At 72.3% G+C, this 12,071-nt stretch carries 10 protein-coding genes; 3 read left to right on the top strand and 7 right to left on the bottom strand.

Features of this window, described 5'->3' with window-relative positions; translation table 11 throughout:
* Positions 1-241: 241 nt before the first annotated feature.
* A complete protein-coding gene (locus AB0M30_RS28875; protein ID WP_364589740.1) occupies positions 242-1,948 on the top strand; it encodes an Hsp70 family protein in 1,707 nt (568 codons plus the stop codon).
* A gap of 4 nt (positions 1,949-1,952) precedes the next feature.
* On the opposite strand, the gene AB0M30_RS28870 is transcribed toward AB0M30_RS28875, so the two are convergent.
* The 3 genes from AB0M30_RS28870 to AB0M30_RS28860 are packed head-to-tail and all read right to left on the bottom strand — an operon-like array spanning position 1,953 to position 3,862.
* The gene (locus tag AB0M30_RS28870; RefSeq protein ID WP_364589737.1) at positions 1,953-2,426 is read right to left on the bottom strand and encodes a YbaB/EbfC family nucleoid-associated protein; all 474 of its coding nucleotides are present in this window, start codon (positions 2,424-2,426) and stop codon (positions 1,953-1,955) included.
* Positions 2,419-3,480 carry a hypothetical protein gene (locus AB0M30_RS28865; RefSeq protein ID WP_364589734.1) on the bottom strand — a complete coding sequence of 354 codons (1,062 nt, stop codon included), beginning with the start codon at positions 3,478-3,480 and terminating at the stop codon, positions 2,419-2,421. The genes AB0M30_RS28870 and AB0M30_RS28865 overlap by 8 nt, the downstream gene beginning before the upstream one ends.
* Before the next feature lie 4 nt (positions 3,481-3,484).
* Positions 3,485-3,862, bottom strand: coding sequence for a hypothetical protein (locus AB0M30_RS28860; RefSeq protein ID WP_364589731.1), 378 nt, complete (start codon positions 3,860-3,862; stop codon positions 3,485-3,487).
* Between the two features lie 188 nt (positions 3,863-4,050).
* Between AB0M30_RS28860 and AB0M30_RS28855 the strand changes: the two genes are divergently transcribed.
* Entirely contained in the window at positions 4,051-4,704 is a 654-nt protein-coding gene (locus AB0M30_RS28855) for a hypothetical protein (protein ID WP_364589728.1), read from the top strand.
* Here the strand turns inward: AB0M30_RS28855 and pcp are convergent.
* Entirely contained in the window at positions 4,701-5,342 is a 642-nt protein-coding gene (gene pcp, locus AB0M30_RS28850) for a pyroglutamyl-peptidase I (RefSeq protein ID WP_364589725.1), read from the bottom strand. The genes AB0M30_RS28855 and pcp overlap by 4 nt on opposite strands.
* Positions 5,343-5,416: 74 nt before the next feature.
* A complete protein-coding gene (locus AB0M30_RS28845; RefSeq protein ID WP_364589722.1) occupies positions 5,417-6,850 on the bottom strand; it encodes a M1 family metallopeptidase in 1,434 nt (477 codons plus the stop codon).
* A gap of 146 nt (positions 6,851-6,996) precedes the next feature.
* Between AB0M30_RS28845 and AB0M30_RS28840 the strand changes: the two genes are divergently transcribed.
* The gene (locus tag AB0M30_RS28840; RefSeq protein WP_364589719.1) at positions 6,997-10,161 is read left to right on the top strand and encodes a BTAD domain-containing putative transcriptional regulator; all 3,165 of its coding nucleotides are present in this window, start codon (positions 6,997-6,999) and stop codon (positions 10,159-10,161) included.
* Between the two features lie 86 nt (positions 10,162-10,247).
* Here the strand turns inward: AB0M30_RS28840 and AB0M30_RS28835 are convergent, their stop codons facing one another.
* Both AB0M30_RS28835 and AB0M30_RS28830 read right to left on the bottom strand, forming a co-directional pair.
* On the bottom strand, positions 10,248-11,057 hold the full coding sequence (locus tag AB0M30_RS28835) for an ABC transporter permease (protein WP_364589716.1): 810 nt from the start codon (positions 11,055-11,057) through the stop codon (positions 10,248-10,250).
* Positions 11,054-12,031 carry an ATP-binding cassette domain-containing protein gene (locus tag AB0M30_RS28830; protein WP_364589713.1) on the bottom strand — a complete coding sequence of 326 codons (978 nt, stop codon included), beginning with the start codon at positions 12,029-12,031 and terminating at the stop codon, positions 11,054-11,056. The genes AB0M30_RS28835 and AB0M30_RS28830 overlap by 4 nt, the downstream gene beginning before the upstream one ends.
* Positions 12,032-12,071 lie beyond the last annotated feature (40 nt).

Below are 12,071 nucleotides of genomic sequence, written 5' to 3'. Positions count from 1 at the left end.
AACCCCGAGGACAAGGACGACCAGGCGAAGTTCACCTTCCGCGGTGAACGCCGGCCCTCGTCCATCCCGGACGCCCCGCCGGTCAGCATCGGCGCGGGCCACGAAGAACAGGGCGGCGAAGCCGAAGGCGAGTGATCGCCGCGTAGTCCGCCAGGAGGGCGGTTCCCCGAGTGGGGAGCCGCCCTTCTCGCTGTCCAAGCCCGTGAGACGATGCCCGCGGACCTTGGGAGGGGGAATCCGCGTGGACGTGCTCTCGATCGACTTCGGGACTTCCAGCACCGTCGGGGTCCTCTCCGCCTTCGGGCGTGGACCGCGGGCCATCGAGGTCGACGGGTCCGTCACGATGTCTTCCGCCGTCTACGTCAACGATGACGGCCTGCTCGTCGTCGGCCAGGACGCCGAACGGCGGGCGCGGCTCGACCCCAGCCGGTTCGAGCCGAACCCCAAGCGGCGCATCGACGAAGGCACTCTCCGGCTCGGCGAAACCGACGTCGACATCGCCGACGCCTTCGCCGCCGTCCTGCGCCGGATGGGCGAGGAAGCCGAACGGCAGCTCGGCCGCCCACCCGCGCAGACCCGGATTTCGCACCCCGCCGGCTGGGGTGCCGGCCGGCAGGACGTCCTCCGGGCCGCCGCCGCGAAGGCCCGGTTCGCCGACGTGCGGCTGATCCCCGAACCGGTGGCCGCCGCTGCCCACTACGCCAGCCTGGGAAGCCGGGCCGGCGGCCCCATCGGCGTTTACGACCTCGGGGCCGGCACCTTCGACTGCGCCGTCGTCGGAATCACCCGGCAGGGCTTCACCGTGCTCGCCGAAGACGGCCTGCCCGATCTCGGCAGCCTCGACATCGACCAGGCCCTGCTCGTCCACATCGGACGTTCCGTCTCGCACGCCGATCCGGCGCAGTGGCAACGTCTCCTGCGGCCGCAGACCACCGCGGACCGCCGCACGCGCCGCGCGTTGCTGCAGGATGTCCGTGACGCCAAGGAAAGCCTCTCCCGGCACGCGCAGACCCACGTGCCGATGGCCGAGCCGTTCGGGGACGTCCTCGTCAGCCGGGACGAGCTCGAAGCGCTGGTGCGGCCCAGCTTGCTGCGCAGCGCCGAGCTGCTCGCCACCACGATCCGCCGCGCCGGCCTCACGCCCGCGCAGCTCGCCGGGGTCTACCTCGTCGGCGGGCCGAGCCGGATGCCGCTGCTGGCCACGCTGCTCGGTCGGCAGCTCGGCGTCGCGCCGACCACGCAGGACCAGCCCGAGACGGCCGTCGCGTTCGGGCTCCACCACGTTCCGCTGGGCACCACCACCGACCTCACCGTGCCCGCGTTCGCGCCCGTCCGCCCGCCCGTGACGCCGCCACGGCCGCAACCGTGGCAGCAGCAGCCCCCGCGGCCGCCGCAGCACCCGCCGCCGCCGGAGCCGCGCCGGAAACCCCGGCGCTGGTTCCTCGCGCTCGCCGTGCTCCTGGTCGCCGCGGTCGTGGCCACCGTCGTCGTGTTCGTCATCCGCGGCCAGGCCGCGGAAGCCGCGGCGGACTGCACGCAGACGGCGCAGCGCGACCGGGCCGGCTTCACCCCGTGCCTGCGCACACTGGCCGGGGCCGTCCCGGATCGGAGCACCTGCAAGGAAATCGACCACATCGGCCAGCTGCTGGGCGCCCGGCTCGCGGTCATCTGCGACTTCACGGGCGGCAGTGTCAGCTACTACCAGGGCTTGACGATCAAGGACGTCGAGGTGAACACGAAGCTGCCGGCCGCCGGCAGCGCCGTCGGCCGCGGCGCCTGGGCCGGCGGCGGGCTGCACGGCGAGTACGTCGCCACTGCCGACAAGAAGTCGTCGATCGTGCTCTTCGGCGTGGAGGAGCGCCGGGTGGCCGCGATCTACCTCACGGAAGATCCCAGCCGCCTCGATGATCTGATCGCCGGCTTCATCCGCGAGGTCAAGCCGGCCTGACGGCTCACCAGGCCTTGTCGAACCGCATGCCGCCGGCGTACCAGTCGTCGTCCGCTACCGGCCCGGACGGCGGCGCGGCGGCCGCGGCCTCCGAAGACCGGTCCCGCAGCACCTTGCCATCCGTGGCCGGAGCCGCCGGAGAAGGCGTCGGAAGGGCGACGGGCACCGGTTCCGGCTCGAACCGCACCCGCCAGCGCAGCCGGTCCATCAGGTAGCCGCCGGTGCCCAGTGGCGCCAACAGCTGCCCGGTCCGCTTCGCCGACTCGCGCTGGGCCTCGACGTACGTGCGCAGGACGGCGTTCGCGAGCTCCGACGGCGACATCCCCGAGACGGCGTCGGTGAGCCGCAGCCGGGTCAGCACGCCGTCGGTGTTGACCGACAGCGAAACCGCGCCGTCGGCGGACGTCGCCGTCGCCGACAGCGCGTCGAGCTCGGCGAGCAGGGTTTCGCGGTCCGGTTTCGCCGGACGGTCAGCCATGCATCAGCCCCAGGTGGCCGTCGTCCCGCGAGACCTCGCCGTCGGGAGCGATGTCGACGTGCTCGTCGCGGACGTTCTTCTCCGTCTGCCGCGAGGTGTGCTCGGTCTCGAAGTTGTCCGGGTCGAAGCTCGAGCCCGGGCTGACGTCCGGCGGGTCGGGGATCTTCGGCAGGTCGACGGCTTCGTCGCCGATGCGGTTCGCCAGCGTCCGGGCCGCCTCACCGGCACCGTCGCGGATCTTGCCCGCGCTGTCGAGGAAGCTCTGGTGCAGGTCGAACGCGTTGTCGCCGGTGATCTCCGTCTGGTTCGCCACGATCGCGCTGATCGCGCCACCGGCGGCGTTCCCGGCCACCAGCGCGCCGTTGGCCGCGGTGAAGATCGCCGCGCCCGCCGGGGCCGCGACGCCGGCGCTGGCCACGGTGAGCAGCCCGGCGACCGCGCCCGCGAAGGTCGCCGCGAGCACCTTCGACATCGCGGCTTCGCGCTTGCGGGACTGGTCTTCCTGGTACTTCTTCGCCGTCTCCAGGAACGTGGTGCCGAGGTTGCTCAGGTCCTGCCGGGCCGAGGCGATGGCTTCGCGCGCCGCCACGACGTCGCTCTCCAGCACGGTGATCTTGGTTTCGACCTCGGTGAAGGCGTCGGCCAGCTGGTTGAGGTAGGCCTTGACCGCGTTCGCGGCCGAGCCGCGCCAGACGTCGAGGAACTGCCGGGCGTCGTCGAGCTTCGGCCTCGAGTCGCGCTGCAGCTGCTTCCAGACGGCGTCGTGCTTCATGATCAGGCTCTGCAGGCCCGACGCCGACTCGTGGTCGATGTCGGCGTCGGAGAACTCGCGGTAGACGGCGGCCGTGTCGTCTTGCATCTTCCGGAAGTTCTCGTTCGAGTCGTCGAAGCCGAACAGCCAGATCTCGGTCATCCGCAGGACTTCGAGCGCGTCCAGTGCGTCGTTCGCGCCGTCCTTCAGGTCCTCGGACACGCCCTCGAGGAGTTCGGCGCGGCGATCTTCACCGCTGGACATCGGCTCGGCGTCGAGGCCGGTGTCGAAGTAGCCGTCCACGTCCTCAGTTCCCTTCCAGGCCCGCGGCCGCGCGGTTGACGTGCCGCTTCGAGTCCTCGTCGGCCTGTTCGTACAGCTCCGCCACCCGCATCAGCGCGTGGCTCGTGTCGGCGGTGGTCTGGTGCAGCTGCGCGACCAGCTTCTGGATCTTCGCCAGGTGGTCGTTGTAGGCCGCCGCGACGGCGGGCATGCCCAGCGAGCGGCCGAAGGCGTTGTCCGCGGGGAACATCCCGGCGAGACCGCCGAGGAAGCCGCCACCGCCGGCGACGGGGACGTCGGTGCCGCGCAGGCCGCTCGACGCGGTTTCCGCGGCACCGGCCGCGTCTTGGAGGGCTCCGGCCGAGTCCCGCAGGTCCTGCAGGTCGGTCTCGAATCCGATCATCACTCACCTCTTCTTCGGGCTGCGCGTCGGGACATGTAAACACCGTTCGATCGGCCGCCAGGGGCGTTTGCGGACGGTGTGCCCCAGATCACGAGCGCCTTGCCGTACCGCCGAACGGGCGAAAATCGTCCGTGGCGGGCAGGCTCGCCGCTCCTTCCTGCATGAGCACAGCCACGAGAACGAGCACGGTGACGGAACCTCGCGCACCGACCGTGCGGAGCCGGTTGCGCGAGGCCGAACGCTTCTCCTGGACGGGCTTCGCGGTCACGGTGGGGGCGTCGCTGCTCGGCACGCTCGTCCCGGCGGCGATCGGGGCCGGCCCGGAGGCGACGCTGATCTCCACGCTGGTGGTCACCGTGCTGGCGGCCGGCGGGTTCACCGCCAAGGACGGCAGCGCCCGCGGCATCAAGGCGATCGCGATCCTGCTGCTGGCAACGGGTGCGCTGGTCCTGACGGTGACCGGGGTGACGGTGCTCGACCTCGTGCGCGGGCGCTCGGCGACGTTCCCCGGCGTGCCGGAGGTGGCCGCGGAAGCGCGGGTCATCGTCCCAGAGTCGGTCACCTGCCCCGCGGCACCCGTGCACACGACGACGACCTGCGTGGTGGCGGTCCGCAGCGTCGGCGCGAGCGCGTTGCGGGTCAGCGGGATCGAGCTGGACAGCACGGACTTCGCGGTGGACGCGAGCGCGTGCGTCGGTCACGAGGTGGCGCCGGGCCACCGCTGCACGCTGGTCGTCAGCTTCACCCCGGCGCGGAGCGGCGACCGGGTCGCGAACCTGACGGTCCACCACAACGTCCCGGGCCCGGCGGCGTTCGTCGAGCTCACCGGCCGCGGTGGTTAGTGCTCCGCGCCCGCGCTGACCTTCAGGTCCTCGGTGACCCGCAACGCCGTGTCCGCCAAGGTTTCCAGCGCGTCGGCGATCCGGTCCACGCTCAGCGACGGCTCGGGCTTGCTCGCGGCCGCGACCTGCTCCGGGCTGAACGGGACGTGCACGAACCCGCCGCGCACGCCCGGGAACTCCGTGGCCAGCAGGTGCATCAACCCGTAGAACACCTGGTTGCACACGTACGTCCCGGCGGTGTGGGAGACCGACGCCGGGACGCCCGCCGCGCGGATCGCCGCCACGCAGGCCTTCACCGGCAGCGTCGTGAAGTACGCCGCCGGGCCCTCCGCGACCACCGGGGCGTCCACCGGCCGGGCGCCCGCGTTGTCGGGGATGCGGGCGTCGATCAGGTTGACGGCCACCCGTTCCGGGGTCACCTCGGCGCGGCCGCCCGCCTGGCCGGCGCAGACCACCAGCGACGGCCGGTGCTCTTCCAGCGCCCGCCGCAGCGTGGGCAGCGACGTCGCGAATTCGCAGGGCAGCTCCACCGCCGCGACGTCGTCACGACGCGCGCCCACCAGCGAAACCGCCTGCCACGACGGGTTGACCGGCTCGCCGCCGAACGGCGCGAACCCCGTCATCAGCACCCTGGCCATGCCGCCTCCCGGAGTGGAGCGAAAAACGTCGAGGCCACCCTACGTCCGCAGGGTGGCCTCGACGACGACCGTTATCAGGCGGCGGGCTTCAGCCCACCCGGGTAGAGGTACTGGTCGGCCGGCTTGCCGGTGCCGTACACCCACGCGTCGAAGAAGCCCTGGAGGTTCCGGTGCGCGGCGAATTCGGTGAACCGCTGGAACTCCTGCATGCTCGCGTTCCCGTCGCGGTGCAGCGACGGCCAGGTCTTCAGGACCCAGGAGAAGGCCTGCTCACCGATGTAGTTGCGCAGCGCGTGCAGCATCATCGGGCCCTTCGAGTACACGTACGTGAACTCCTGGCCCTGGCCCATGTCGTACAGCTTCCCGTTCCAGAACGCCGTGGAAGCCTTCTTGACGTTGTCGGCGTACTGCTTGTTCAGGTCGACGCCTTCCTTCCCCTCGTTCCACAGCCAGGTGGCGTAGGAGGCGAAGCACTCGTTGAGGCAGACGTCGCGCCAGTGCGCGACCGCGACCGAGTCGCCGTACCACTGGTGGGCGTTCTCGTGCACGATCGTCGGCACCGTGCCGGCCCAGCCCGCCGAGTAGATCGGCCGGCTCATCGTCTCCAGCGAGAAGCCGATCTGCTCGTTGAGGAAGATGCCGCCCGCGGCGTCGATCGGGTACTTGCCGAACTTCGACTCGAGGAAGTCGAGGATCTCCGGCAGCCGCGCCTCGGCCTGCTTCGTCGAGTCCGGGGTGCCGGGGGCGAACGCGCTGACGATCGGGGTGCCGTCCTTGCGCTTCTGGCGGTCGAAGGTCCACTTGTCGATCGCCACCGTCGTCATGTACGGCACGATCGGCGTCTCTTCGGCCCAGACGTGCGTGGTGCCGCCCGGCGCCTTGACCGACGGCTTTTCGCGGCCGTTGGAGATCACGCCCCATTCGTCGGGCACGGTGATGGCCAGGTGGAACGTGGCCTTGTCGAGCGGGGTGTCGTTGACCGGGTACCAGGTGGTGGCCGACTTCGGCTCGCCGGCGACGAACGCGCCGCCCGCCTGGGCGAACTGCCAGCCGTTGTTGCCGAGCGCCGGGTCGTCGATCGGCGCGGGCACGCCGTGGTAGGCGATGTTCACCTTGAAGCGCTGGCCCCGCCAGAGCGCCCGCGACGGCGTGATGACCAGCTCGTGGTCGCCGGTGCGGCTGAACTTCGCGTCCCGGCCGTCGACCTTCACCGAGTCGACGGTCAGGCCGTGCAGGTCCAGGTTGAACGAACTGAGCGACTGCGTCGCCCGCGCGGCGATGTCCTGGTTGCCGGTCAGCTGGTGCGACGCCGGGTCGTAGGTGACCTTCAGGTTGTAGTCGGCGACGTCGTAGCCGCCGTTGCCGTCCTGTGGGTAGTAGCTGTCGCCGGTGCCGTCGCTGCCGGGCTTCGGCGCGCCCCAGCCTTCGCCGGCCGCGGCGACGCCGGTGCCCAGGCAGAGACTGGCGACCACGGCGGCCGCCACCACGGCCGGTTTCTGTCCCCTCATGAACGCTCCTGTCCGTGTCGGTGGACCTCGTCCGCAACGTATCGCCACGAACGGGTGATCCGGGAGACCGCGTCGCATTTGTCCGGATAATCAGCACTTCCGTCGGCCCGCCCCGGCGGCGGGCCGACGTCTGGAAAGCTGGGCACATGCGCGTTGCGCTGCTGGGCCCGCTGCGGGCGGCGGAAGACGACGGCACGCCGATCGACATCGGCGGCGCCCGCCTCCGCATGCTCCTGGCCAGGCTCGCGCTGGACGCCGGGCGCGCGGTCCCGGCCGACGCGCTCGTCGACGGCCTTTGGGGCGCCGGTCCGCCGGCCGACGCGGCCAACGCCTTGCAGTCGCTGGTCTCGCGGCTGCGGAAGGTGCTGCCGGTGGCCGTCGAATCCGGGCCGGGTGGCTACCGGCTCGCGGTGGCGGCCGGGGACGTCGACGCCGAACGGTTCGAACGGCTCGCCGCCGAGGGCCGCCGCGAGCTGGCCGCGGGTCGTGATGCGCGCGCCGCCGGCCTGCTCACCGAGGCCCTCGCGCTGTGGCAGGGCGCCGCCCTCGCCGACGTCCTCGACGCGCCCTTCGCGCCGGCGCCGGCGCGGCGGCTCACCGAGCTGCGGGCCGAGGCGGCCGAGGACCGGTTCGAAGCGCTGATCCGGCTGGGCGAGCACGCGGCGGTCTTGGCCGACCTGGCCGTGGCAGCCGACGCCGACCCGCTGCGCGAGCGGCTCACCGGGCTGCGGATCCGCGCGCTGTGCGCGGCCGGGCGGCAGCCGGAAGCGCTGGCCGTCTACGCCGGGATCCGCCGCACCCTGGCCGACCAGCTCGGTGTCGACCCCTCGGCCGAGCTGCAGGAGATCCACGTCGCCGCGCTGCGCGGCGAGTTCGCGCCGCCCTCGCCGGTGGCCGACCGGCTGCCGACCCGGCTGACCACGTTCGTCGGCCGCGACGACGAGCTCAAGCTGCTGGCCGAGCTCCTCGGCGGTGCCCGGCTGGTCACCCTGACCGGGCCGGGCGGGGCGGGCAAGACCCGGCTGGCCACCGAGGCGGCGTCGCGGCACCCCACGCACCAGCGCGGCCGGGTGTGGTTCGCCGCGCTGGCCGGCGTCCGCGACCCCGACGACGTCGCCGGTGCGCTGCTGGGCGCGCTCGAGGTCCGCGACATCCGCCCCGAGGCCGAGGTCCACCGGCGGCCGCCGGATCCCGTGGCGCAGGCCGTCGAGGTGCTCGGCGGCGAGGAAGCACTGCTGGTCCTGGACAACTGCGAGCACGTCGTCGACGCCGCCGCGCGGCTGGCCGACGAGCTGCTGCACCGGGCACCGCGGCTGCGGATCCTGGCCACCAGCCGCGAGCCGCTGGCCATCACCGGAGAGGCGCTCTGCCCGCTCGGCCCGCTGCCGGTGCCCGCGGAACGCGCCGCGCCCGCGGAGGCCGCCGAACTCGATTCGACCCGGCTGTTCCTCGACCGGGCCGCCGCGGTCCGCCCCGACTTCGTCCTCGACGAGTCCACTGTGGACCACGTCGGGCAGATCTGCCGCCGGCTCGACGGGATGCCGCTGGCGCTGGAGCTGGCCGCGGCGCGGCTGCGGTCGATGACCGTGGCCCAGATCGCCGGCCGGCTCGGCGACCGGTTCCGGCTGCTCACCTCGGGCAGCCGGACGGCGTTGCCGCGGCAGCGGACGCTGCGCGCGGTTGTCGAGTGGAGCTGGGAACTGCTGGCCGAGCCCGAGCTGGTGCTGGCCCGGCGGCTCGCGGTGTTCGCCGGTGGCGCGGAGCTGGCCCCGATCGAGGCCGTCTGCGGTGACGAGCTGCTCCCCGCGGCCGACGTGCCGTACGTGCTCGGCAGCCTGGTCGAAAAGTCCATAGTGGACACCGTGGACGCCGGTGGCGAGCCGCGGTACCGGATGCTCGAAACGCTGCGGGTCTACGCCACCGAGCGGCTGGTGGAGTCGGGGGAGCACGACCGCACGCGCCGGGCGATGGCCCGCTACTACGCCGAACTCGCCCAGCGGCTGGAGCCGACGCTGCGCACGGCCGACCAGCTGCGGGCGATCGACCAGTACGAAGCCGAGAGCGCCAACATGATCGCCGCCCTGCGCGGGGCCATCGAGATGTCCGATGTGGACAACGCGGTCGCGTTGCTGGACGGGATGTTCTGGTACCTGACCATCCTGGGTCAGGGCGGGCGGATCGGCTCGCTGCTGCGCGAGACCCTCGAGTTCGGCGACCGGCTGCCCCCGGCGGCCCTGGCCGCCTACCGGGCGCTCGGCTACCTCATGGACGCGGTCCCGGTCCGGTCGGACCAGCCTGCGATCCTCCGCCTGGTCGACGCCTGCGTGCGCACCGAGGCGGTGGACCGCTACCCGGGCCTCGCGGTGGCGCTGCCGATGCTGGCCTTCCTGGGCGGGGATCGCGAGATCGCCGGCCGCGAGGTGAGCCGGGCCGCGCGGCACCCGGACCAGTGGACCCGCGCCGGCGCGCACTGGGTGGAGAGCTTCCTGCTCGACGACGAGGGCGACGTCGAGGGGGCCGACCGGGCACGCGACCTGGCCCACGCCGGGTTCGAGGCGGTCGGCGACCGCTGGGGCATCGCGATGACGCTGAGCTTCAAGGCGTACTCGCTGTCGCAGAACGGCGACAGCGCCAAGGCCATCGAGACCTACCAGCAGGGCCTCGCGCTTTCGATCGAGCTGCGGTCGTACGAGGACGCCGTGCAGCACTGGTGGCGGCTGGCCGTCGAGCGGGCGCGCGCCGGGGACTTCGAGGGTGCCTGGCGCGATCAGGAGGCGGCGGAGCGCTACGGCGAAGGCATCACGAACCTGCAGCACCGGGCCATCCTGATGTTCGGCCGGCTCGAGCTGCTGCTGCGCACGGACCGGCTGGCCGAAGCACGGGCGCTGCTCGACCGCGTCGCCGCGATGGGTGGCGACGACTGGTTCCCCGGCGGGATCGGCGACGAGTTCATCAACGCCTTCGAGGCGCGGATCCTGCTGGCCCAGGGCCGGGCGGACGAGGCCGAGCCGCACGCGGTCATCGCGATCCGGGCGACGAACCAGCGCGGCGACATGCCCGACCTGGCCGGGGTGGTGGAACTGCTGGCGATCATCCGTGAACGGCAGGGCCGTCCCGAAACGGCGACCCGGCTGCTCGCCGCGTCCGCCGTCATCCGCGGGCGGCTCGACCGTGGCAGCCCGGAGGTCCGGGCGCTCATCGACACCCTGCGCGCGGCGCTCCCGGACTACGACTCGCGCTACGAAGAAGCCCGCCGGGTGTCCAAAAAGGACGCGATCGCCCGGCTGCTGGCCGAGCTCGGCCCGGCCTGACCGCGGACGTGCCGGCGGGGACGTCCGCCCCCGCGAACGTCCCCGCCGGCTTCCCCTTGGCGCGACTCACCCCCGTGCGTCGGCGCCTATCCGACCCGCCGGCGGTAGGCCCAGGTGGCCAGCGGGAAGAACACGATCACCGCACCGGCCATCCAGGCCAGCGCCCCGGTCAGCGGGCCGGCCACCGCGCCGCCGTTCATCAGGCCGCGCAGCGCGTTCGCCATCAGGCTGACCGGGCTGATGTCCGCCCACGCCCGCAGCCAGCCCGGCATGGTGTTCGTCTGCACGAACACGTTGCTGCCGAAGGTCAGCGGCATGATGAAGACGAACATCAGCGCCTGCGCCGAGCCCGGCGACTTCATCACCATGCCGACGAACACCGAGGCCCAGCAGAAGGCCAGCCCGAACGCCAGCGCGAGCAGGATCGCCACGGCGAACTCGCCGGGGCTGGTCGCGATCCGGTAGCCCATGATCGTCGCCACGACCATCAGCACCGCCAGGCACACGACGTACCGCACGACGTCGGCGAGCACGGCACCGATCAGGGGTGCCGAGCGGGCGATCGGCATGCTCCGGAACCGGTCGAACACGCCCTTGGTGACGTCGGTGTTGAGGTTCGTGCCCACGGTGAGGCACGCCTGCAGGATGTTCATCACGATGATGCCGGGCACGACCATCTGCAGGTAGGCGTCGGTCGAGCCGGACAGCGCGCCGCCGAACAGGTAGACGAAGATCACCAGGAAGACGATGGGCATCAAGGTGACGTCGGCGAGCTGTTCGGGGTTCTTGCGGATCTTCAGGATGCCGCGCCAGGCCAGCGAAAGCGCGTGCTGGAAGCCTTTGCCGGGGCTGATGTGCCGCGGTGGGGCCGGGCGGTCGAGGGCCAGCGTCGTCATGCCAGGCTCCCTTCGAGGGTCTTGTCTTCGGTGGACTGTTCGGCGGTGTGCCCGGTGAGGGCGAGGAACACCTCGTCGAGGCTGGGCAGCCGCAGCGCCAGCTCGTCCGCGGTGATCCCGGCCTCGTCGAGCTTGCGGACCAGGGTGGACAGCAGCACCGGGTCGTTGACCGGCGCGGTGAGCAGCCCGGAGGCGTCGTCGCGGGTCGGCCGGACGCCGGAGAGGTCGCCGAGGATCCGGTTGACGGCGTCCATGTCGGACAGCTGGGTCGGCCGGACCTGCAGCGTCTGCCCGCCGACGCGGCGCTTCAGCTCGTCGGCCCGGCCGTCGGCGACGACCCGGCCGTGGTCGAACACGGTGATCTTGTCGGCCAGCTGGTCGGCCTCCTCCAGGTACTGCGTGGTCAGCAGCACCGTCGCGCCTTCGGCGACGAGGCCGCGGACGACGTCCCAGACCTCGTTGCGGGCGTGCGGGTCGAGCCCGGTGGTCGGTTCGTCGAGGTAGAGCACCTCGGGCCGGCCGACGAGGCTGGCGGCCAGGTCCAGCCGCCGCCGCATGCCGCCCGAGTACGTCCGGATCGGCCGCTTGGCCGCCTTGGTCAGCTCGAACCGCTCGAGCAGCTCGGCGGCGCGGGCCTTGGACTGGGCGCGGGAGTGGCCGTACAACCGTCCGATCAGGACGAGGTTCTCGATGCCGTTGAGGTCCTCGTCGACCGACGCGTACTGCCCGGTCAGCCCGATCAGGCTGCGGACGCGGACCGGGTCGGCGACCACGTCGTAGCCCCCGACCGTGGCTCTGCCGGCGTCCGGTTTCATCAGGGTCGCGAGGATCCGGACGGCGGTCGTCTTGCCCGCGCCGTTCGGCCCGAGCACCCCCACGACCTGGCCGAACGGGACCTCGAGATCCACCCCGTCCAGCGCCGTCGTGTCCCCGAACTTCTTGACCAGGCCCTCGGCCTGGATCGCGTGCGACATGGGCGTCCTCCTTCACTCGTCGCTTCTGTGATCACAGTGG

This window comes from Amycolatopsis sp. NPDC051716 (assembly GCF_040681595.1).
In the GTDB taxonomy this organism is placed as follows: domain Bacteria; phylum Actinomycetota; class Actinomycetes; order Mycobacteriales; family Pseudonocardiaceae; genus Amycolatopsis.
Note: the sequence above shows the minus strand (reverse complement) of the source record. Positions and strands in the feature narration are given on the sequence as shown.